Origin of the sequence: Clostridium culturomicium, assembly GCF_000821305.1 — a bacterium.
Lineage (GTDB): Bacteria > Bacillota > Clostridia > Clostridiales > Clostridiaceae > Clostridium_J > Clostridium_J culturomicium.
Map to the genome: position 1 here is coordinate 39,233 of NZ_CCXK01000013.1, position 21,360 is coordinate 60,592.

At 33.6% G+C, this 21,360-nt stretch carries 23 protein-coding genes and 1 riboswitch; of the genes, 21 read left to right on the forward strand and 2 right to left on the reverse strand.

The window, feature by feature from the left end; genetic code table 11:
- The first annotated feature begins 91 nt into the window (after window positions 1–91).
- The gene (locus BN1075_RS02135) at window positions 92–1,222 is read left to right on the forward strand and encodes a DNA cytosine methyltransferase (RefSeq protein WP_040191728.1); all 1,131 of its coding nucleotides are present in this window, start codon (window positions 92–94) and stop codon (window positions 1,220–1,222) included.
- A complete protein-coding gene (locus tag BN1075_RS02140; protein ID WP_040191400.1) occupies window positions 1,209–2,450 on the forward strand; it encodes a DNA cytosine methyltransferase in 1,242 nt (413 codons plus the stop codon). The genes BN1075_RS02135 and BN1075_RS02140 overlap by 14 nt, the downstream gene beginning before the upstream one ends.
- A 210-nt stretch (window positions 2,451–2,660) precedes the next feature.
- Here the strand turns inward: BN1075_RS02140 and BN1075_RS02145 are convergent, their stop codons facing one another.
- Complete coding sequence (locus BN1075_RS02145) at window positions 2,661–3,635, reverse strand: restriction endonuclease PLD domain-containing protein (protein ID WP_040191401.1); 975 nt, start codon at window positions 3,633–3,635, stop codon at window positions 2,661–2,663.
- A gap of 203 nt (window positions 3,636–3,838) precedes the next feature.
- Here BN1075_RS02145 and BN1075_RS02150 point away from each other — a divergent pair, with 203 nt between their 5' ends.
- From BN1075_RS02150 to BN1075_RS02220, 16 genes are all read left to right on the forward strand, one after another.
- Window positions 3,839–4,090 carry a hypothetical protein gene (locus tag BN1075_RS02150; protein ID WP_235777743.1) on the forward strand — a complete coding sequence of 84 codons (252 nt, stop codon included), beginning with the start codon at window positions 3,839–3,841 and terminating at the stop codon, window positions 4,088–4,090.
- Window positions 4,091–4,202: 112 nt separating this feature from the next.
- On the forward strand, window positions 4,203–4,364 hold the full coding sequence (locus BN1075_RS21370; protein WP_156132720.1) for a hypothetical protein: 162 nt from the start codon (window positions 4,203–4,205) through the stop codon (window positions 4,362–4,364).
- A 765-nt stretch (window positions 4,365–5,129) separates the two neighbouring features.
- Window positions 5,130–5,327 carry a hypothetical protein gene (locus tag BN1075_RS02160; RefSeq protein WP_235777744.1) on the forward strand — a complete coding sequence of 66 codons (198 nt, stop codon included), beginning with the start codon at window positions 5,130–5,132 and terminating at the stop codon, window positions 5,325–5,327.
- A 148-nt stretch (window positions 5,328–5,475) separates the two neighbouring features.
- A complete protein-coding gene (locus tag BN1075_RS21375) occupies window positions 5,476–5,622 on the forward strand; it encodes a hypothetical protein (RefSeq protein ID WP_156132722.1) in 147 nt (48 codons plus the stop codon).
- Between the two features lie 26 nt (window positions 5,623–5,648).
- Window positions 5,649–5,708: a hypothetical protein gene (locus BN1075_RS22475; protein WP_407637961.1), complete on the forward strand. Its 60-nt coding sequence runs from the start codon at window positions 5,649–5,651 to the stop codon at window positions 5,706–5,708.
- A gap of 400 nt (window positions 5,709–6,108) precedes the next feature.
- Window positions 6,109–6,477, forward strand: coding sequence for a helix-turn-helix domain-containing protein (locus BN1075_RS02170; RefSeq protein ID WP_040191402.1), 369 nt, complete (start codon window positions 6,109–6,111; stop codon window positions 6,475–6,477).
- 21 nt (window positions 6,478–6,498) lie between these two features.
- Window positions 6,499–7,260 (forward strand): ImmA/IrrE family metallo-endopeptidase, encoded by a 762-nt coding sequence (locus BN1075_RS02175; RefSeq protein WP_052406343.1) that lies wholly within the window; start codon window positions 6,499–6,501, stop codon window positions 7,258–7,260.
- A 107-nt stretch (window positions 7,261–7,367) separates the two neighbouring features.
- On the forward strand, window positions 7,368–7,625 hold the full coding sequence (locus BN1075_RS02180; RefSeq protein WP_040191404.1) for a hypothetical protein: 258 nt from the start codon (window positions 7,368–7,370) through the stop codon (window positions 7,623–7,625).
- A gap of 155 nt (window positions 7,626–7,780) precedes the next feature.
- On the forward strand, window positions 7,781–8,143 hold the full coding sequence (locus BN1075_RS02185; protein ID WP_040191405.1) for a hypothetical protein: 363 nt from the start codon (window positions 7,781–7,783) through the stop codon (window positions 8,141–8,143).
- Between the two features lie 65 nt (window positions 8,144–8,208).
- Window positions 8,209–8,745, forward strand: coding sequence for a DUF2815 family protein (locus BN1075_RS02190; protein WP_040191731.1), 537 nt, complete (start codon window positions 8,209–8,211; stop codon window positions 8,743–8,745).
- 68 nt (window positions 8,746–8,813) lie between these two features.
- On the forward strand, window positions 8,814–10,892 hold the full coding sequence (locus BN1075_RS02195; protein WP_040191406.1) for a DNA polymerase: 2,079 nt from the start codon (window positions 8,814–8,816) through the stop codon (window positions 10,890–10,892).
- Between the two features lie 33 nt (window positions 10,893–10,925).
- Window positions 10,926–13,334 carry a virulence-associated E family protein gene (locus BN1075_RS02200; protein WP_040191407.1) on the forward strand — a complete coding sequence of 803 codons (2,409 nt, stop codon included), beginning with the start codon at window positions 10,926–10,928 and terminating at the stop codon, window positions 13,332–13,334.
- Window positions 13,335–13,696: 362 nt separating this feature from the next.
- Window positions 13,697–14,161 carry a hypothetical protein gene (locus tag BN1075_RS02205; protein ID WP_040191408.1) on the forward strand — a complete coding sequence of 155 codons (465 nt, stop codon included), beginning with the start codon at window positions 13,697–13,699 and terminating at the stop codon, window positions 14,159–14,161.
- A gap of 152 nt (window positions 14,162–14,313) precedes the next feature.
- Window positions 14,314–14,538 (forward strand): DUF1659 domain-containing protein, encoded by a 225-nt coding sequence (locus BN1075_RS02210; RefSeq protein WP_040191409.1) that lies wholly within the window; start codon window positions 14,314–14,316, stop codon window positions 14,536–14,538.
- 68 nt (window positions 14,539–14,606) lie between these two features.
- Complete coding sequence (locus tag BN1075_RS02215; protein WP_040191411.1) at window positions 14,607–14,825, forward strand: hypothetical protein; 219 nt, start codon at window positions 14,607–14,609, stop codon at window positions 14,823–14,825.
- Entirely contained in the window at window positions 14,797–15,015 is a 219-nt protein-coding gene (locus tag BN1075_RS02220; RefSeq protein WP_040191412.1) for a DUF2922 domain-containing protein, read from the forward strand. Before BN1075_RS02215 ends, BN1075_RS02220 begins: the two co-directional genes overlap by 29 nt.
- A 346-nt stretch (window positions 15,016–15,361) precedes the next feature.
- Here the strand turns inward: BN1075_RS02220 and BN1075_RS02225 are convergent, their stop codons facing one another.
- Window positions 15,362–15,934 carry a folate family ECF transporter S component gene (locus BN1075_RS02225; RefSeq protein ID WP_042386836.1) on the reverse strand — a complete coding sequence of 191 codons (573 nt, stop codon included), beginning with the start codon at window positions 15,932–15,934 and terminating at the stop codon, window positions 15,362–15,364.
- 73 nt (window positions 15,935–16,007) lie between these two features.
- A riboswitch (THF riboswitch) is annotated at window positions 16,008–16,104 on the reverse strand.
- Window positions 16,105–16,933: 829 nt separating this feature from the next.
- Here BN1075_RS02225 and BN1075_RS02235 point away from each other — a divergent pair.
- The 3 genes from BN1075_RS02235 to BN1075_RS02245 all read left to right on the forward strand — a co-directional run bounded on the left by BN1075_RS02235 (window position 16,934) and on the right by BN1075_RS02245 (window position 21,162).
- Window positions 16,934–18,721 (forward strand): flavocytochrome c, encoded by a 1,788-nt coding sequence (locus tag BN1075_RS02235; RefSeq protein WP_040191415.1) that lies wholly within the window; start codon window positions 16,934–16,936, stop codon window positions 18,719–18,721.
- A gap of 162 nt (window positions 18,722–18,883) precedes the next feature.
- A complete protein-coding gene (locus BN1075_RS20535) occupies window positions 18,884–20,449 on the forward strand; it encodes a sensor histidine kinase (RefSeq protein ID WP_197072255.1) in 1,566 nt (521 codons plus the stop codon).
- The gene (locus BN1075_RS02245; RefSeq protein ID WP_040191416.1) at window positions 20,446–21,162 is read left to right on the forward strand and encodes a response regulator transcription factor; all 717 of its coding nucleotides are present in this window, start codon (window positions 20,446–20,448) and stop codon (window positions 21,160–21,162) included. Before BN1075_RS20535 ends, BN1075_RS02245 begins: the two co-directional genes overlap by 4 nt.
- Window positions 21,163–21,360: the final 198 nt, after the last annotated feature.

The following is a 21,360-nucleotide window of genomic DNA, read 5'->3' on the forward strand; positions in this document are numbered from 1 at the left end:
AATAAATAAGAAATTTAAAAAAAGTAGAACGTATGTTTTGAATAAAATCGGAAAGTATTATATAATATACAATAAAGTTAAGGGGGAAAATATGAGTACAGAAGATAATAGAAGTTTAAAAGTTATTGATTTATTTTGTGGATGTGGTGGATTATCACATGGATTTTTAGATGCAGGATATAATGTTGTAATTGGTGTTGATCATGATGAAGCAGCTTTGAAAACTTATAGTGAGAATCATAAAGATTCTATTGCTTTAAAAGCGGATTTATTTAAAGATGAGGCTATAGATGAAATAAAAGAAAAATATATAGATAAAACAGGATCGGAAGAAGTTGATTTAATAATAGGGGGACCGCCATGTCAGGGCTTTTCATTAACTGGTTCTAGAGATATTAATGATACTAGAAATACATTGTATTTAGCTGTAGTTAAGAGTGTAAATAAATTTAAGCCAAAGGCATTTTTGATTGAAAATGTTCCAGGAATTGCAACATTATATGGAGGAAAAGTAAAAGAGCAAATAATAAATACTTTCGAGGATATGGGATATATGGTAAGTGTTACAGATAAACCATTAATAGCAGCAGACTATGGAGTGCCACAAATTAGAAAGAGAATGTTTTTTGTAGGAATAAGAGAAGATATAGCAGAAATAATAGGTAAAGAATTCACTTTTCCACAACCAACACATATACCAATTAATCATGTAACATGTAAAGAAGCGTTAAGTGACTTACAATCAAGAGAAGATGAACTAGGAGCTGAGATAGATGAATATATAAATGAGCCGAATAGTGAGTATCAAAGAATGATGAGAAAAAACAGCTTTAAGCTATATAATCATGTTGCAACAAAACATACAGAGCTAGTTAAAAATACAATTGCATTAGTACCAGATGGAGGAAACCATAAAGATTTACCAGAGGGTGTGGGTGGAAGTAGAAAATTTAATGAAGCTTGGACTAGATATGCGTCTAATAAACCTTCTAGAACTATTGATACTGGACATAGAAATCACTTCCATTATAAGTATAATAGGGTTCCAACAATACGTGAAAATGCAAGGTTACAATCTTTTCCTGATGATTTTATATTTTTAGGGACAAAAACTCAACAGAATAGACAGGTTGGTAATGCAGTACCACCTCTATTAGCTTATAATATTGCGAAAGAGCTTAAGACATATCTTGAAAAAGGTGATAATAATGATAAGAAATAAGCTTAATACTATTGAATTATTTGCAGGATGTGGAGGGTTAGTCGATGGATTTGAGAAGACAGGAAAGTATAAAACTTTATCTTGTGTTGAATGGAATGATAAACCTCATGAGGTATTAAAGAAAAGATTGAAAAATAAATATGGTTATGTAGATACAGATAAAACAGTTTTGAGGTTTGATATTCAACGAACTGATGAATTAATAAATGGATGGAAAGATGATTTAGAATATGGAACTAACGTAGGATTAAAAAAAATAATTGGTCCAAAAGAAGTAGATTTAATAGTTGGAGGACCACCATGTCAAGCGTATTCAATGGCAGGTAGAGTTCAAGATGAGAATGGGATGCATGATGATTATAGAAATTACTTATTCGAAAGTTATATTAAAGTAGTAAAAGTATTTAAGCCTAAAGTTGTTGTATTTGAAAATGTTGAGGGGATATTATCTGCTAAACCAGGAGGAATAAATATTATTAAAAAAATAACTGAGGAGTTTTTTAAATCAGGTTATATAATTACCAATAATATTAGGAAAGATGCCTTATTGGATATGAGTGAATTTGGGGTAAGTCAAAGAAGGAAAAGAGTTATATTAATAGGCTTAAATAAAGAGGTTTTTGGAGATAACTGTTATGAGATTTTAGATGAATTTTATAATAAGAGGCTACATAAATTTAAATCATCAAAGGTAAATACTGTTAAAGATGCAATTGGTGATTTACCAAAACTTATGCCAAGAGAGCAAGAAGAGAAAATCGGTACGAGGAAATATTCACATTCTCCTGATATGACAGAATATAAAGATCATTATCCTAGATATCATAACAAAAGGGATATTGATATATTTAGAGAGTTAGCTTTAGATATAGAGAGTGGTAGAAATAACTATAAATCTATAGAAGCTTTAAAGAAATTATATACAGAGAAGACCGGAAAAGAATCTAATATACATAAGTATAATGTATTAAGATGGGATGAACCAAGTAATACAATTCCAGCACATTTAAAGAAAGACGGATTAAGACATATACATCCAGATTCTCAACAAGCTAGAAGTATAACAGTACGAGAAGCTGCTAGATTGCAAAGTTTTGATGATGATTTTGAATTTTCAGGTAGTATGTCTTCAGACTATGAAATGATAGGAAATGCAGTTCCACCAGAGTTTTCAAGAAGATTAGCAGAGGCTCTATATGAAGTATTTAAAGAACATGGGTTAATATAAACCTATGTTCTTTTTAAAATAAAAAAAGTAACAGAAAATATCTAGATGACACAATATGTATTTTCTGTTACATTAACGAATTATAAGGCACAATAGCGTAAATAATAACATTAAAGATTTTATAATTCAATTACTAATTATATCAATAAATTAGTAGTTATAGTAAAATTAGCTATTTAAATTATATAAAAACTTGTCCATAAAATAGGTTTATTTTATAGAGAAATCAGCATAATAAGTTCCATTTTCTAATAAGGATAACTCTATATCATCTCTACCATATCTATCTAGATCAGATTTAGTTACCAAACTTCCAGATGGCAAACCTAACCTATGTCTAATATAGGAACCTAATATATTTTTACTAGGAAATGATGATAGATTTTTAGGGTGAATTACACCATCAACAGGTTGACTTCCTTCTAAAAGAGCTTCCATTATTGTTCCATCATCCCAAATTAATTCAATAGAATCATTTTGACGATTAGCTTTTCCTCCATTTGTTCTTGTTGCAACCATTTGTTTAGGTGGGAATAGTTCAGGGTATTCTCTAATATAGGAAGTACGAATAGGAATATATCCATCATCAATGCTTGTATGACCTTGTGAACTATGACACCAATTTAAGCCACTTGCTGTAGGAACTTCACCAGTTCTAGGGTCATATAAAACCATACTACAAGTATGAGTGTTAGTAGAAGCAACTGTATTAACAGTAGTTTTGCTATTAGGTATTAGATTAACTTCAGTGCAAGGTGTAGAATTAGAAAGTATTTGGTTTAAATATTGATTTAATGGTAAAAAGGTATCTTGGGTAGTCTCAGCTAATGTTTCTCTGAATGGTATAGTTAATCCACTTGTACTAAAGTTTGCAGAACCAATTAGAGCATGGATTATTTTGCCTTTGTTTTTCCATATGTAGCACTTAGAATGAACTGGTATGTTAGAATATAATATAGTTGTATTTTGAGATAAAGTTTCAAGTTTTAATAAAGTAGAATGAAGTTTTGGCGATATAGAACTATTACCATACATTCCATAGATAACAGTACATGTAAGCGGAAGGTTATGTAATTTTTCTACAGGATTAGGTCCGATGTAGCCAGATATAATTATTAGCTCATCAGATTCAAATAATTGATGTCTGTTAAAAATTATTTCATCTAGATTTTGATTAAATAGCATTTTAAATCCTCCATTAGTGATTTTAATAAATTATTACATATATATTATACTGCATAATATAGGTTAATAGGAGTATAATTATATAGCTAATTATATAGCTAATTATATAGCTAATTATATAGCTAATTATTATATTATTAGGAACTAATATTAATTTAATTAAATCTTTAAAAAGGATAATAAATATATATAATAATAATAATGTGTATGGGTTAATTATATTTAAGGGGGATGGTAAAGTAGAAGACGATATTAAAAGAATTAAATTAACACAATTTCTTCAATGGAATGATAGAAATGGTTGTTATACTGATGAAAATTGTGATTTAGAAGATATACCAAGAATGAGTTATAAAGAAATAATTAAGTATGCTAAATATAATAATTTCTATGAAACAACATATGAAAAGTTAAATCTAGTAATAAATAATGATAAACCAACTATAGAATTCTAAAAAGCTTAGTTTAGTATAGCTCTTACTTGTATTAAATTTACAGGTAAGAGTTTTTTATATTTAGAGAGGAGAAATGTAAAATGAAAAAGATTTATTTAACTGAGCAGTTAGAATGATTAAAGGAATATCCACCAGAAGTTATTATAATATATCTAAAATAATTGAGGTGCTTGAAGAAAATTATGGGGAAAGATTTATGGAAGAGGATTTAGGTGTATATGTAGATTTGTTAGAAAATTCTAATGATATTGTTGAATTAAAGAAAGAGAAGTAAAAAGGATTAATTCTATTTAGATATAAAGAAGTTGGATTCATACAATTAGGAATATATATATTAGGTATGTTTGTTTTTGCACCTATAATATTTGTAAGTTATGCTTGGGCTATATTATGATGCAGTTCAAATATTCACAGGAAAATTAAATAATGCTAATGGAGAAGCATTAGTATAATGTTATCATTCAAAATAAACCTTAAGCTAATAAAATAGCTTAAGGTTTATTTTTTTGAATGATTTTGTTAAAAAAGGAGAGGCTTAATTAGAAATATATTCATCTTGAAAAGATATCTATACTATACAGATAATTCCTATAGGTTTATAAAAAATTATGGAGGTAATATTAGTGAGAAAGATTAGTAAAATAAGTGACTTAATTGTAATGGAGCTAGAAGTTAATGTAGTAAATTCTATTGAAGAGCAACTAAATATTTTATAAGAGAATTATGGAGTTGAAAGAGATATTGATACAAATTTAGGTGGTTATGTATTAGTTTTAGAAACTAAAGAGGATATTATTGTAGAATAGGTTGCTGATATTGAATGTGAAGGAGATAAGCAGTATTGTTTATATCTTTTTCTTTTGTATTCAGATTATGCAATAAGTGGAGTTGCTACTAAAGAGATAATGGATATTCTAGTAGAAGAGTAGGAGGTGGGGAGGCGGCAAAGAAGGCTATTAAGGAAACTAAGTAGCGTACATTACTTTCTCAAAGCATTATAGTAGATGCGGAATATACTTATGCTTTAGAAAAGATTGTAGTGAAGGAACAGGGGAATCGTGAGGAGATAAGATTTAGTGTTTACAAAGACAAAGTTAGATATGGGATGAAGTTATTAGTAGGATCATTAAATCTACAAGAAGAATTGTTTTTAGAGCTACTAGAAAAAGCTTTTGAAGATAACTTATTTAGTAAGAAGTTTATAACACAATTAAAGAATTTAATTAATGAAAAATAAGACTTAGTTATCAGTATTAATTGTAATTGAGTCTTTATTATTTTAGGAGGATTTATGAGGTATTTACTACGTGTAGGAAGTATTAAAAAGGGTAAATTTACAGTGAAAATTAATGAGGAAGTAAAGAAGATTTATGGAAGGTAAAAAGGTGTCAAAAAGAGTTAATTTAGTATCAGGAAAGCTTATAAAAGAAGGTTCAATTTTGTATGAGCCAAGAAGAGTTTCTAGTCCAAAGGATACTTTTAAATTAGGAAAAGAGTTTTTGATAGATAATGATGAGAAAAGCTTATACTGATATGTTTATATAATAAGAATCAGCTTATTTCTATTAATACAGTTAGTGTAGGAAGTTTAAATTCATCTATAGCACATCAAAGATAAGTGTTTAAGGTATCTATAAAATAATAATTGATGAAAATAAAAAGATTGGATTAATTAAACATTTGAAAAGGTTAGGGAGTACAAAAGCTACACTACATCCAGAATTATATACGGTCGTAGAGTACAGAAAAGAATATTATAAGAGTAAATAAAAATTTTATTGAAAAAGTAAATAAAAACATCTGTATTCCAAACTTAAGGAGTAAGTATCTCAAAATACCTACTCCTTTTTCAATCCACAACTAACAAACAAATTCTATTAAATGTAAAAACTTCCAAAATACTATTGACTATTTAATGTATATAAATTACAATAATTACATAAAATATATCAGTAAGCTTATATGCTTACAAGCAAACCAAGGAAGATTTTAAAATCTTAAGAAAGGAGAATGCTGTTATGTGTGGAGGTTATTTGAATTTTGGTGACTTTATTGCCAGGAAGAGGGAACAGAAGAAAATAACATTAAGAGAGATGGCAAAGCTTTTGGAAATTACTGCTCCTTATCTTAGCGATGTGGAGAAGGATAGACGTAATCCATTTGATATGGACAAGCTTCAGAAGCTTAATAGTATCTTAGAGCTTAATGATGAGGAAATGGATTTAATGCTGGATTTGGCAGGAGAGAAAAGAAATGATATTGCACCAGACCTTCGCAGCTATATTAAACAGGACCATAATATTACTTTGGCCTTGCGAACAGCAAGAAATAAGAAGATAAGTTCAGAGACTTGGAGTGAATTTATTAAAATGCTCAATGAAGAGTAGGTATTAAGGAGGCAAGCTTTTATGTATTTTCCTAAGTTTGTGATAAAAAACAATGGAGTTCCAATTCTCTCGAAAAAGGAATTGGAGATTATGGCGGAGAACTTTTTAAAAGATTTTAAAAGGGAAATTTTAATAGAACCACAGGCTATAGATATAGACGATTTTGCTTTTAATTATCTTGGGTTAAAGCTTGATTTTCATCATTTATCCCACGATGAATCAATCCTTGGAGCAATGGTTTTTGATGATACAGTAATTCCGGTATATAATCCTGAAAGCAACAAGGCAGAATACTCAGTGATTGATAAAGAGACTGTTGTAATTGATTCAAAGCTTGCTGAGGAGCATCAGGAAAGAAGGTATAGATATACTGTTGGACATGAAGTGGGACATGCTATTTTTCATAGAAAGTATTTTAAGCATAAATCACATATAAGCTATTATGATGAGAAGAATCTTAAGCTAGTTCAAGAAGCAGAGGAGACTTTTAGCGGATATAAGTCAGTGGGGCTATGGGAGGATAAGGATTTTGTTGAGTGGCAGGCAAATTATTTTTCAGCAGCTTTATTAATGCCGAGGTCAATGATTGTAAAGGTTTTAATGGAACTCCCTTTAAAGGATAAAGATTTGAAGGAAGAGGAATATGTTTATGCGGTAACTAAAATCTTTCAAGTTTCTTGGGAAGCGGCAGCAAATAGGTTGAACTCCTTAGGAATTATAAAAAATGCAGATAGGATTAAGTCACGCAAAAGTATTTTTTTAGATTTTGCAGTAGACTTTTAATAGGAGAGTACTTAATTATAAGCACTTTTTTTATGGTTTAAATGTATATATGTAAGCTAACAAGCTTATAAGATAATGAGCGGAGAATAGAACCAGGAGGGGGAAGTATGCTAACAAAAATAGAGTGTCCAAAGGACAAGCAAAGACTTTTTGATATGTACATAAAACAAAATAACTCAGTGAGTTTAGAACCTTTATCAAAGTTAATTAATGAAATTGAAATTAAGTGTCCTAAGTGTGGAGGTATTGTTTCCATAGACTTAAGGAGTGAAAATATAAATGTTATAATGAAGACTTTAGGAAATACAGGTAAGAAGGTTAAGGAAAACAGAAGGAGATTGCATACCGAGCAACGGAGTCAATGAAGAACTACCAAATAGCCGGATGATAGCTAGTAATAGCATATCATCTGGCTTTTTATATTTTAGCTTAAATCTTCTATAGGCTTAGGTAAATAACTTCACTAAGCATGGAAAATGAAGTTTCGATAAAAAGATGGATATATAAAGGAGGAAAGGAAATGAAGGAGTTAAAGGTTGCTTTAAGAATTGCCAGAGAACTGAGTGAAATAGCAGATACCCTAAGGAAGCTGACTAAGGAAATTGAAAGTCTAGAGGAGCAGAAGGGAGAAGATAAGGAGGTTACGGAGAAGGCAGTGCATATTAGTGATAAACAAGTTTCTGAATGTAATGGTTCTGAAAAGGAGGCTTCAAAGGCGGTTGAACTTGATATTGATACTGTGAGAAATATTCTGGCTGACATCTCAAGGCGAGGGAAAAGGGATAAGGTGAGGAGGTTAATTTTGGAGTTTGGAGGTGAAAAGCTTACGGATTTAAAGCCAGAGTGCTATGAAGCGTTAGTGGAAAGAGCTAAGAGGATATGAGGCTTAGAAGAAAGTTGACAAATAAAAGGTTAAGAGAGGTTATTTTCAGTAAGGGGGAAGATGAAATGATAGGAAAAAGTACAAAGGTTATTACAGGTCTTGTGAGGTTTGCTTATGCTAATGTCCATAAGCCAGTGGCTGTCTATAATGGGGAGGAACGCTATAGTGTTACTCTTCTTATTTCTAAGGAGGATGAAGGTACTATTGATTCAGTGATTTCAGCAGTGGACGCTGCCATGGAGAAGGGCAGGGAAAAGATAGAAAAATCAAGATTTGAGGACATGAAAATGCCAGTGAGGGATGGGGACGTTGAAAGGCCAGAGGATAAGGCTTACGCAGGCTGCTATTTTATTAATGCTTATTCTAAGACGCAGCCTCAAATTGTTGATAAAGATTTGAAGCTGGTTCTAAATGAGGAGGAGTTTTACAGTGGCTGCTACGGGAGAGCAAGTATCACTTTTTATACCTTTAATCATGAGGGGAGTGCTGGAGTGGCCTGTGGACTTGGAAATCTTCAGAAGCTTAAGGATGGCGAGGTTTTAATTGGATATAGTGATCCAAGGGTAGAGTTTGGAACCTTTATTGAGGATTATTTAGAATAGATTTTTAAAGCAATTGTAGATGAAAGAAATTTTTATGAAATTCCTAAATTTATTAAGGGAGAATGAAAATGAAAAATTATAAAAAGATTAGCACCTTATCCATAGATTTAGAGACCTACTCCAGTGTTGATTTAGTAAGAAGTGGTGTGTATCCCTACACCGCTTCTTCGGATTTTGAAATACTTCTGTTTGCCTATGGTGTGGATGAGGAGCCTGTTGAGATTATAGATTTGACAAAGGGTGAAGAAATTCCCTGGGAAATTATTGAGGCTATAAGGGATAAGAAGGTTATTAAGAGAGCTTTTAATGCAGCCTTTGAAAGGGTGTGTCTTAGTACATATTTGAAGGAAGAGTTGAAGGCAGAGAGCTGGAGATGTACTGCAGTTCAGGCTGCAGCAATGGGGTATCCCTTAAGTTTAGAGGGAGCTGCAAAGGCCTTAGGACTTCAGGTTCAGAAGATGACTGAGGGAAGGGAGCTCATTAAGTTTTTTACCATGCCTTGTAAGGGGACAAAGTTTAATGGGGGAAGAACCAGAAATAGTTCTTTTGATAATGAGGAAAAGTGGAGAACTTTTAAGGAATATTGCAAGAGAGATGTGGAGGTTGAAAGAGCTGTAAATGCAAGGTTAAATGCCTTCCAGTTAAGTGAGAGAGAACAGCAGCTTTATGAATTGGACCAAAGGATAAATCAACGAGGAGTGCTGGTGGATTTAAAGGTAGTTCATCAGGCTGTAAGATGTGATGAGCTTTATGGAGCGGGACTTTTAAGGCAATGGAAGGAGCTTACTCAGGAAGTGAATCCTAAATCACCGGCACAGGTTAAGTTGTGGCTTAAGGAAAGAGGAGTTATGGTTGAAAGTTTATCCAAGAAGGTTGTGGAGGAGCTGATAACGGAAGGTACAGGTTTGAATCAGGACACTGAATTCGTTAGAGGGAGAGAAGTGCTTATTGAGAATATCTCAACTGATAGGAGGACTTTGAATATTGAGAGTGGCTCGGCAGTTCAAGCTACTTCAAAAAGGAGATGTGATGAGGTTTCAAAGCTTTTAAAACTAAGGCTTAGTCTTTCAAAGACCTCAATTAAAAAGTATGAAGCAATAAAGAGGTCGGTGTGCAGGGATAACAGAGTGAGGGGATTGTTTCAATTTTACGGAGCAAGCAGAACAGGAAGATGGTCAGGAAGGTTAGTTCAGGTTCAGAATCTTCCTCAGAATCGGGAAAAGGATATTGAACTAGCAAGAGACCTTATTAAGAAGGGAGCCTTTGAAGAAGTAGAAATGCTCTATGAAAATTCAGCAGATATTTTATCACAATTAATTAGAACGGCTTTCATTCCAAAGGAAGGACATAAGTTTATTGTGGTGGATTTTTCAGCAATAGAAGCCAGGATTCTTGCATGGCTTTCTGGGGAAGGCTGGAGGCTTAGAGTTTTCGAAAGGAGCGGAAAGATATATGAGGCTAGTGCAAGCCTTATGTTTGGAGTGCCAGAGGAAGCTATTACAAAGGGCTCAGCTTTAAGACAGAAGGGGAAGATTGCAGAGCTTGCATTAGGATACGGTGGTTCAGTAGGAGCACTTACAGCCATGGGAGCACTGGAAATGGGCTTAAAAGAAGAGGAACTTAAGCAGCTAGTAAGAACCTGGAGAAGCTCCAATCCACATATCACAAGATTTTGGTGGAGCATTGGCTTGGGCGTTATAAGAACTATAACCACTGGCAACAGTACTCAGGTTGGGAGAATTAAAATGTTTTTAACTAGGGAAAGGCTTCTTATTGAATTGCCTTCTGGAAGAAGGTTATCCTATGTGAAGCCTAAGGTTGAAACGAATAAATGGGGAAGCACTGTGGTTTCCTATGAAGGTATCACCACGGGGAAGAAATGGGGACGAATTGAAAGCTATGGACCTAAATTTGTGGAAAATATTGTTCAAGGAATAGCAAGGGACATATTAGGTGAAGCAATGCTGAGGCTGGAGGAAGCAGGACACAGGATAGTGATGCACATACACGATGAGGTTATCATTGAAGAACCACTCAAAAGTTTAACCCTTGAAAGAATTTGTGAAATTATGAAGGAGCCTCCCCAGTGGGCAAAGGGGTTACCTCTTGAGGTGGACGGGTTTCAATGTGACTTTTATAGAAAATAGGGTGAAAAAGTAAGTATAAAGGGGATAGAGGAAATGATTATTTCTACAGCAAAGTCGAGAAAGGTTAGTAAGTTAAGGGAGGAGAATTTATCCTGGAATCAGATAAAGAACAGGCTTAGTGGTACAAGGAGAACAGCTGAAACCGTGGAAGAGTATTTCAGCTTTGCAAAGGAGAAGCAGGATGAAATTAAGGATGTGGGAGGCTTTGTTGCAGGAAAGCTAAGGGACGGAAGAAGAAAAAGAGGGTATGTTGAGTATCGCTCAATGATTACTTTGGACATGGATTATGGGGATATGAATGTTTTGAGGCAGCTTAAGGAATTTTATGATTTTACCTACTGTATTTATTCTACTCATAAGCATACCAAGGAGAAACCAAGATTAAGGCTTATAATTCCTCTTTCAAGAGTGGTTTGTTGTGATGAGTATATGGCAGTTTCCAGAAAGATTGCTGAGAAAATTGGCATTGAGCAGTTTGATGACACCACTTATGAGCCATCCAGGTTAATGTATTATCCTTCTACATCTAAAGATGGTGAGTTCGTTTTTCAGTATGAAGACCGAGAGTTTTTAAATCCTGATTTAGTCCTTGAGGAGTATGATAGCTGGCAGGATTGCAATCAATGGCCAGTGTCTTCAAGGCAGAAGGCAGTTGATGAGAGGAGGGTTTCAAGACAGGCTGACCCTCTTGAAAAGGAGGGTATCGTTGGTATCTTCTGCAGAACTTACTCCATTTCAGATGCTGTTGCAAGGTTTTTAAGTAATATTTATAGTTTAAGTCTTATTGATAATCGGTTTGATTATATCCCTGCTGATTCTACTGCAGGCTTGGTGGTGTATGAGGATAAGTTTGCATATTCCCACCATGCCACGGACCCGGTGTGTGGAAGGCTCTGTAATGCCTTTGACCTGGTAAGGCTTCACAGGTTTGGAACTTTGGACGAGGGCTGTACTGATAAAACTCCAATAATAAAAAGACCTTCCTTTAAGGCCATGGAGAATCTGTGTGTTAATGATGAGAGGGTTAAGAAGAGGGTTATGGAAGAAAAAATAGGCCAGGCAGTTTTTGATTTTAAAAAGGAGGATGGAGAAGAGGGAGAAGAACAGGATGAGGTAGACAGCAGCTGGATGGATGAGCTTTACATAGATAATAAGGGAAAACTTATGGAGAAACTCAGCAATATAGTTCTCATCGCACAGAATGATAAAAATCTTAAGGGAATAGCCTACAATCAGCACCGGTATGGAATTGATGTTAAGGAGGGCTATGACCTTCCTTGGCTTCGAGTGAAAAGTGGTTGGAGTGATACAGATATTGAATCCCTGAAGGTGTATTATGATAAGATTTATAGTTTATGGTCTCCAGCAAAGATTAAGGCGGCTTATACGGCAGTAGCTTCAGAACGGGCTTATCATCCAATAAAGGATTACTTTTCTGAACTGCCTAAATGGGATGGTGTTAAGAGGGTGGATACTCTCTTGGTGGATTATTTAGGGGCAGAAGATAATATATACACCAGACAGGTAACAAGAAAGACTTTAATTGCGGCAATTGCAAGGATATACGAGCCAGGGAAGAAATTTGATACTATTTTAGTTTTAAATGGACCACAAGACAAAGGAAAAAGTACTATTTTTAGAAAGCTTGGACTTAAGTGGTTTTCAGATAGTTTAACGGTGACGGATATGAGAGATAAAACAGCTGCTGAAAAGCTTCAAGGTTATTGGATTGTGGAAATGGGAGAGCTGGCAGGGCTTAGGAAGGTGGACATTGATACCATCAAAGGATTTATCACTAGGACAGATGATAAATACAGGGAAAGCTATGGGGTTGCAGTTGAGGACCATCCAAGGCAGTGCATCATTGTTGGAACTACCAATAATGAAGGAAGGTTCTTAAGAGATATCACAGGGAATAGAAGATACTGGCCAGTGAATGTTACAGGGGATACAAAGAAAAAGCCTTGGGATTTGGAAGAGGAGTGCATTGATCAGCTCTGGGCAGAAGCAAAGGTTTATTATGATGAGGGAGAGGATATCTATCTTAAGGATGAGGTGGCTGAAATGGCAACCATAGAACAGGAAAGAGCTATGGAGACTGATGATAGAGAAGGAATTATAAAAGAATATCTTGAAACTCTGCTTCCAGAAAACTGGGATAGAATGAATCTTTATGAAAGAAGAAGCTTTCTTGCAGGAGATTTTGAAAATGTAGTTGGGACAGTCCAGAGAAGATATGTGTGCCCTATGGAAATCTGGTGTGAATGCTTTGGAAAAGATAAAGGCAGCATAAAAAAGCGAGATTCTACTGAAATAAATGCAATGATGATTAAAATTGAAGGGTGGAGAGATTATGAGGGAAATAAAAATGGCAATAGAAGATTTAAGATATACAACTCACAAAGAGCTTATGAAAGAATTTGTGATGAGGAAGAAATTTAGGTAAATATCAGATATTCATAAAGGATAATAACAGAGAAAAGAAGGAGTGGATTTTGAGGAAAGTGTGGCAAAACAATGATGAAAGCATGAAGTCCACATAATCTCCACAAAGTTTGCCACAGGGTGAAAGTCAGTGATAGTGCAGGGTTCAAGGAAAATGTGGCAAAGTTATTAAAAATTCTCTATAAAGTGTACAGAAGTGGTAGGAAGGATATTAATAGCTTTTAGCTACTATATTTTAAGAAAATAAGTAAAAAAAGCTCTTCTCCACAAAGTTTGCCACAAAGTACTAATAATTTGATTTATGAGATAAAAATCTTGATAAGGCATAACAGGAGAGTGTTATAGAAGGAGATGGAAGGTTGGAAAGCAAAGAATATGTGGAATATCTTTTGAAGAATTATCACCAGATAAAAAGAGAGATTGAAGTATCAAAAGCTTTACTGAAGATAGCAATCTATGAATCTGAGGATGAAATTATAGAAGTAATGAATTTTGAAGCCTTCAAGGGAGAAAAAGTGAAACATAGTAGCATTGCAGACAAAACAGCCAACATAGCCATGAGATATAAAGATAAAAAAGAAAAACAGGAATCAAATAGGGTTAAAGAGTTAAAAAAAGAAATTAGAAAAAAAGAAGTGGAATTATTAAAACTTGAAACCTCTGTAGGCGTACTTGAAACTCCTATGCAAAGAGTTATTAAGGGATTATATTTTGAGGGGAAATCAAGGGCTCAATTATGCAGGGAGCTGTATATAAGCGAAGGCACTTTGGGGAGATGGAGGAAGAAGGGCGTAGGAAAAATTGTGGACTTGATAAGCGAATAATTGAAAATATACAGCATTCACGTGGAGAGCAACCTAAAAGGATAGTTTTTAAGTTTAATTCAGATTAAGTTACTTTTTTTATATAAATTTTAAAGAAAAATTACACTCCCCTTCCACTTATGCATATTTACTATTGAAGGGAGTTGATGAACATGGCAGTATCAAACATTAAAAACAGTACAGCTTTAGTTTTAAGATTTGAAAAGGGGCAGAATTTAGATGGTACCCCTAAGGTTGTTAGTCAGAAGTTTTCAAAGATCAATAAGTCAGCTACTGATGAAGAGTTATTTCAGGTAGGTGCAGCAATTGGTGAGGTTTTAACTAGCTATCCAGTTGAGCTTAAAAGAGTTGATGACTTCTCATTAATAGAGGAGTAGGAGCTTCAAAGTAGTTAAGAGGGACTCTCACAGGTAAAAGAAAGAGTTTCTTTAAGGAGGTGGATTTTATGAAAAGAATTTTCACCTTTATAGATGAGCTACTGAATTTATGTAACAGTCTTTTTCAGGTTTTAACTTTGATTAACAGTAGGGTAGGTCTTTCTAACAAAGGGAGAAGAACCTTCCTTTTGAGGGTTTATCATAGGTACCGTGGAAAAGACTTTGAGATAATTATAGTTGAAAAAAGGAGTGGAGATCATGGAGAGAAAACTAGTAATGAGTTTTAAGGATATAGCAGGAGCTAAGTTTAATCTTATTGTTAACTCAGTTAAAGATGAGGTAACAGCTGAGGAGATTAATGGAATAATGGATGCAGTTTTAGAAACTGGTGCCATTGTTAGCAAGAATGGGGCTTTGATTGAGAAGCTTACTGCAGTTATAGTTGACACTACTGAAACTGACTTTGATGTTCAGTAAGTGATTGAGGGAGGAGCTTAGGCTCTTCTCTTTTTTTATAGATATTCTTAGTAGAACTATAATATTAAACGTGGAGCTCCATCTAAGATTCATTTCATATTTAATGTTGGAGGATAAAGCTTAAGGGTAGTAATAATGGCATTAAAGCTTAAGACTTATATATTTAATGGTTATACAATAGAGAAGCTAGTTAATCTGAAATAAAGCGGTAGGACATTGCAAAGTTCATGAGTGCGATAAAGTAGGTAGTTGTTAATAGGAAATAAATAAAAAGTGCTGCATGTATATTAGATGCGGCACTTTTTATTTACATTTATTTTGGGAGTATATTTATACTTTATTTAAATTATAGTTTTACAGTTTTGTTTAAATTTGGAACATTTCTCTTTATTGGTGCCAGTACAAATTTTATAAAGCCATATAATATACCTATTTCTATAGGGATAGTGATGACGTTTTTAATAATTCTAGCTGAAAGCAGCGGCCAATATGGAGAGCCATAGGTCAGGTGAATCCATAATGCATTTAACAGTATATTGACTATTACTGCAATGAGCACCTTAGCTAAAATGCAATGATAAAGCTTTACTTCTTTTTTATAAAAGAACATTCCATAAATAAATCCCCCTATAAAGGCACTTAGTGTCCAACCTGGGAAAAATGGTCCAAAAGGGAAGAATAGAGCTTTAATTAAATCGCATAGTGCTGCAGTAATACCTCCTGCTATGGGACCATAGAAATAGGCAGCTGCGGCAATGGCAAGAAAGCCAAGGCCAATAGAGAATTCTGACCCTATTTTAATAGAAAGGGTTTGACTCATAACTATGTTTAAGGCCATTAGCAAAGAAAGGGTTGTTAAAGTACTTAAGGACTTTAACTCCTTTGAAGATGATGATAAGATTTCCAATTGTTTTTTCATACGAAAAAACCTCCTTTTAACTGTGCTAAAATAGCTTGTTACAATAAAAGAAGGAAACACCTTTTTTGGTTGTAACAGCGGGATGCGAAAGTAAAACCGCAAGAGAACTTTTCGCCCAGATGTCAACTCCCCGTTCATCTGATACTTAACGCTTTACTTCCTACTCTGTACATGAATTAGAATATATAAATAATTCCAATTCATATTATATATTACATTATATAGGTGTTATGTGCAAGTAGAACCTTTGGGATTAAGAAGTAATATTGGATAAGTTAGAGATATTATCACAATTAGTAGAAGATGAGTATGCTTGAAACTTATGGAAACCTGTATGATCTAATTTAAACAATTTAAAACTTATAGGTTTATTTTTATGGAAAGTTTGATATAATAGTAAATAAGAAAAAGCTTAGTGCGTCAACACTAAGCTATCCTGAAACGTTTATTTTGTTTTAGGGCTATTGGATAAAATTAATATGTTTAATTAAGAGTTGAAAGCACTATTCTTTGTCGGGTAGGTGCTTTTTCTCTTTGCTCTGGATTTCTACATCTAGACCGATTACTTTAACTTTAATTTTTATACAATCAAAATATATATTGTTTTTCATATGTATTTTAACAAAGATAATCACTAATACAGCTACGAATAAAAAATTTAGCATATCCAATACCACCCCATAGCTATGATGAAATATCACCAATAGTCCAAGGGGGATAAAGCGTTCAAAACCCCCGCAGCCACCCACTGCGGATTTTTTTATTTATCAACTTGGATATTATACCAAAATTTGTTGGTGGAAAATAGAGGGATAAAATTGGTAAATTAATTGAACTACTTATTCAATAATAGGCACCGACATAAGTAGTCACCTATGGGATTAAATATCATTTAAGAACTCTGTACTGAATTTTATACAAAAGAACTGAAAAATATAAATACTCACACAATAGACATTGTTATAATATTAACAAATCATTAAGTTGGAGGGGTTACTTATGAAAAAATCGATTAAAAGAATACTTGCAATAGCTTTAGCTGCAGGAATGATGTTAAGTGCTACAGCTTGTTCTAAAGGTAATGATAAAGGAGCAGGTGAAGGCTATACAGCGGGTACATATGTAGGAAAAGCAAAGGGAAATAACGGTGAAGTAAAGGTAGAAGTTACAGTAGTTGAGGGAAAAATAAGTGAGGTTAAGGTTGTTGAGCACTCTGAAACAAAGGGTTTAGGGGATAGTGCTATGGAAACTATAGGCTTAGTAATAAAGGAATCTAATAGCACCAATGTAGAGACTGTTACTGGTGCTACAGTAAGCTCAAATGCCATGATGGAGGCTGTGAAGGATGCATTAAGACAAGCTGGTGGAACGGATGCCATGTTTGAAAAACATAAAAAACAGCCTTTAGCTTCAAAGGAAATTCAAGATGAATATACTTTTGATGTAGTTGTAGTTGGAGCTGGTGGAGCTGGACTTTCAGCGGCTGTTGAGGCAGCTCAAAATGGAGCAAAGGTTGCGGTTCTTGAAAAGACAGTTTTCTCAGGGGGGAATACTTTAGTATCTGGTGGAGGTCTTAATGTACCAGGAACAGAGCAGCAGAAGGCTCAAGGTATTGAGGATTCTGTAGAGTTATTTACAGAGGATACCTTAAAGGGTGGAGATAACGAGAATGATCCAGAACTTGTTAAGGTTATGGCAGAAAATGCTTTAGACGCAGCTAACTGGCTTATTGATGAAATGAATGTTGAGTTAATGCCAGATAGACTTCAGCAATTTGGAGGTCACTCTGTACCTAGAGCTATAATTCCACAAGGAAATAAAGGAACTGAGCTTATTAATAAATTAGAAGCTAAGGCTAAGGAACTTGGAGTAGAATTCTTCATGGAGACAGAAGGTAAGACTATTATAGAAGAAAATGGTGCTGCTAAGGGAATTGTTGCTGAAAGCAAAGGTAAGGAAGTAAAATTTAATGCAGATAAGGGAGTTATATTAGCAACAGGAGGCTTTGGAGCTGATGTTGAGATGAGAAAGAAGTATAACGACCACTATGATGAAAAGTATAAAACAACTTGTACTAATGCAAGTACAGGAGATGGAATAAAGATGGCAGAAGCTATAGGTGCTAACCTTGTGGATATGGAGTATATTCAGGTTTATCCAACTTGCAGCCCTGTTACAGGAATTATCTCTTACGTTGCTAACTCAAGATTTGATGGAGCTATCCTTGTTAATCAAGAAGGAGATAGATTTGTTGATGAAATGGGTAGAAGAGACGTTATATCAAAGGGAATTATAGAGCAGACAGATTCAGTGGCTTATTTAATTTGGGGACAAGAAGTTGAGTCAGTAGGTAACATGGTAGATGTTCACAGCAAAGAATATGAAACTATGGAGAAGGATGGAGTAATCTTTAAAGCTGATACTATAGAAGAGGCTGCTGAGCACTATGGAATAAGCCCAGAGGTTCTTAAAGCTACAGTAGAAAAGTTCAATGGCTTTGTTGCTGAGGGAAAAGATAGTGACTTTAACAAGGGCGGTACCCTTAGAACAATTAATGAAGGACCATTCTACATTCAAAAGGTAACTCCTTCTACACATCACACTATGGGTGGGATTGATATAAATACTCAGGCAGAAGTGTTAAATAAAGAAGGTAAGGTAATAGAGAATTTATATGCTGCAGGTGAAGTGGTTGGAGATATCCATGGAACAAACCGTTTAGGCGGAAATGCAATTACTGATATAATTGTTTTTGGTAGAATTGCAGGACAGAATGTAGTAAAATAGTAATACAATTTAGAATTTATTGATAAAGTCTACTGCTAAGGCATGTAGACTTTATTTTATATTTGAAAGGACAAAGTAATGAGGAGCTTATATTCTAAAATTATTATACCTATAACTACTTTAATAAGTATTTCGCTTATTTCAATAATGATATTTTCCGTTATGAACATAAATATGTTTATATCTCCAGACATTAAGAAAACAACCATGGATTTAATTGAGTCAAAATCTAATGAAATCAGTTATTGGCTTAATATGAGAATAAGTGAAATGAAACAACTGGCAGGTGAAATAAAGGAAGACGATATAACTAAAGATAATATAGAAGAGTATATTATGAAGTTAAAAGAGTATCAGGAGTCCAATAGCGACAACTATGAATCTTTTGGATTGGTTACTACCAATGGACTTAAATATTTAACCTCAGGGGAAGTTATTGAAGTAGGAAATAGAGAATATTTCAAGAAAATAAGTGAGGGTAGTGAGGAATTTATAGTAAGTGATCCTATTATTTCTAAAGCTAATAATAAGAAAATAATTCTTATTGTAATGAAATTACAAAATAATTCAGGGCAGATTAAGGGATATTTAAGTGGAGCGGTATCCATTGATTATCTTCAACAGGTAGTTGATGGGGCTAATATTTATAACTTTCCACTTAAGCTTTATAACAGGGATACGAGGGAAATATTAGTATCAACCATAGCTACGGATATAGAGTATGAAGGGGAGAAAAAGTTCACTCACTTTGAAGCACCTATAAAAGATAGCTTAAATTGGGAGATAATGATGCTTGTACCAAATAGTTTTATTAGTAGAAAGCTTGATGTTACAGGTTATATAATACTTAGCTTTGGAATTCTAATACTTCTAACAACAATTTATATATTAAATAAATATGTAAAATCAATAGTAAGGCCAATTGAAAATTTAAAGGTTCAGATGAGTTTGGTGGAGAATGGGAAATTAAACCCCATGGAACCAGATACTAAGAGCAAAGAGCTTAACAGCTTGGGCAATAGCTATAACGCCATGATACATAATATTGAAACCTTAATAAATAAATTAGAGTACGAAGAAAGGTTAAAGAAAGAGGCGGAATACAAAGCCTTATACAGTCAGATAAAGCCACATTTTTTATATAATACCTTAGAAACCATACAAGCTATGGCCATCGAAAAGGATGATGAGGATGTTGAAACTGCTATTGGAGATTTAGCTACTTTATTCAGAATAGGCTTAAGCAGCGATAAAACCTTTATCAATATTGAAGATGAATTAAAGCATTTAGAGAGCTATGTTAATATTCAGCTTTTAAGATACAAGAGTAAATTTACTTACACCATTGATGAAGGAGACATAAAGAGAGGCAGTAAATTTATGAAGTTTACGCTGCAGCCTTTAGTGGAAAATGCCATTTATCATGGAATAAAGCTTATGGAGAAACCTGGCTTTATATCAGTGAAGATAGATATATCAGAAGATAAGTATGTAATTAAGGTTATCAACAGCTGTGAGAATGTTGATACGGAGAAAATAAACCAAGTAAATTACCTCTTGGAAAGTAGATTTGAGGAAGAAAATGGTGGAGACGGATATGGATTATATAATGTAAATCAAAGGTTGAAACTGAACTTTGGAAAGGAATATGGGGTTAAACTTGTGAACGGTGAAAATCAAGTTACTGCAATAGTGACACACCCAATTCTTAAGGAGGAAAATCGATGAATAATGTTTTGATTATTGATGATGAAGAATTAATAAGACAAGGTATTAAGAAGAGAATTATCAGCTATGAATTAAATATTGGAACAATATTTGAGGGAAGCAATGGAATACAGGCCTTGGAATTGTTGAAAAACAATAAAATTCATATTGCACTTGTGGATATAAATATTCCCTTTATAAATGGATTAGAGTTTATAAAGGAAGGGATTAAGTTATCAAGGGATACAATTTTTATCATTATCAGTGGGTATGATAATTTTTCCTATGCTCAAAAAGCTATAGAATATGGTGTGTTTAGATATATCTTAAAGCCCATAAATAAAAACCAGCTTAAAGAAACCTTGATTGAGGCTATAAATCTTTTAGGTGAAAAAGCTGATGAAAGTGATGATAAGCTAAATCCATTAACCAAAAGAATCTTAACGGAAGTGAACAATAATTATAGCAATTGTGAGTATAGTTTATTAGACCTAGCAAAGAGTGTAGGTTTTAGTGAAAGTTATATAAGCAAAACTTTAAAGAAGGATATTGGGATGACTTTTAATGAATACTTAACTAGTATTAGAATTGAAATGGCAAAGAAAATCTTAATGACGGAAGGAAAACTTACTACAGTTAATGAAGTTGCCAAGAGGGTAGGGTATAGTAATCAGCATTACTTTAGTCAGGTTTTCAAAAAGCATATAGGATCAACGCCCTCTGAGATTATGTGAAAGTTGTAGTAATTAGATTACTTAATAGACTATAAATATGAAAATTATATGGCAACAAGAGATGACTTCACTAGATTAAAGATTAGTGGAGTCTTTTTAATTATATGAAAGATTAGGAGGTTTGTAATAAAATGAAAATACAAGCCTATGCTAATAAAGGATATAACCAAGGTTTAGAGAATATTACATATAAGGTAT

What these genes read in the sequence shown, in the direction of transcription:
- BN1075_RS02225 (WP_042386836.1), bottom strand. Translation starts at nt 15,934, where the DNA reads ATGAAAAAACAATTGGAAATCTTATCATCATCTTCAAAGGAGTTAAAG.
- BN1075_RS02215 (WP_040191411.1), top strand. Translation starts at nt 14,607, where the DNA reads ATGAAAAGAATTTTCACCTTTATAGATGAGCTACTGAATTTATGTAAC.
- BN1075_RS02185 (WP_040191405.1), top strand. Translation starts at nt 7,781, where the DNA reads ATGAAGGAGTTAAAGGTTGCTTTAAGAATTGCCAGAGAACTGAGTGAA.
- BN1075_RS02140 (WP_040191400.1), top strand. Translation starts at nt 1,209, where the DNA reads ATGATAAGAAATAAGCTTAATACTATTGAATTATTTGCAGGATGTGGA.
- BN1075_RS02170 (WP_040191402.1), top strand. Translation starts at nt 6,109, where the DNA reads ATGTGTGGAGGTTATTTGAATTTTGGTGACTTTATTGCCAGGAAGAGG.
- BN1075_RS02175 (WP_052406343.1), top strand. Translation starts at nt 6,499, where the DNA reads ATGTATTTTCCTAAGTTTGTGATAAAAAACAATGGAGTTCCAATTCTC.
- BN1075_RS02245 (WP_040191416.1), top strand. Translation starts at nt 20,446, where the DNA reads ATGAATAATGTTTTGATTATTGATGATGAAGAATTAATAAGACAAGGT.
- BN1075_RS02200 (WP_040191407.1), top strand. Translation starts at nt 10,926, where the DNA reads ATGATTATTTCTACAGCAAAGTCGAGAAAGGTTAGTAAGTTAAGGGAG.
- BN1075_RS02145 (WP_040191401.1), bottom strand. Translation starts at nt 3,635, where the DNA reads ATGCTATTTAATCAAAATCTAGATGAAATAATTTTTAACAGACATCAA.
- BN1075_RS20535 (WP_197072255.1), top strand. Translation starts at nt 18,884, where the DNA reads ATGAACATAAATATGTTTATATCTCCAGACATTAAGAAAACAACCATG.
- BN1075_RS02180 (WP_040191404.1), top strand. Translation starts at nt 7,368, where the DNA reads ATGCTAACAAAAATAGAGTGTCCAAAGGACAAGCAAAGACTTTTTGAT.
- BN1075_RS02210 (WP_040191409.1), top strand. Translation starts at nt 14,314, where the DNA reads ATGGCAGTATCAAACATTAAAAACAGTACAGCTTTAGTTTTAAGATTT.
- BN1075_RS02235 (WP_040191415.1), top strand. Translation starts at nt 16,934, where the DNA reads ATGAAAAAATCGATTAAAAGAATACTTGCAATAGCTTTAGCTGCAGGA.
- BN1075_RS02220 (WP_040191412.1), top strand. Translation starts at nt 14,797, where the DNA reads ATGGAGAGAAAACTAGTAATGAGTTTTAAGGATATAGCAGGAGCTAAG.
- BN1075_RS02190 (WP_040191731.1), top strand. Translation starts at nt 8,209, where the DNA reads ATGATAGGAAAAAGTACAAAGGTTATTACAGGTCTTGTGAGGTTTGCT.
- BN1075_RS02135 (WP_040191728.1), top strand. Translation starts at nt 92, where the DNA reads ATGAGTACAGAAGATAATAGAAGTTTAAAAGTTATTGATTTATTTTGT.
- BN1075_RS02195 (WP_040191406.1), top strand. Translation starts at nt 8,814, where the DNA reads ATGAAAAATTATAAAAAGATTAGCACCTTATCCATAGATTTAGAGACC.
- BN1075_RS21370 (WP_156132720.1), top strand. Translation starts at nt 4,203, where the DNA reads ATGATTAAAGGAATATCCACCAGAAGTTATTATAATATATCTAAAATA.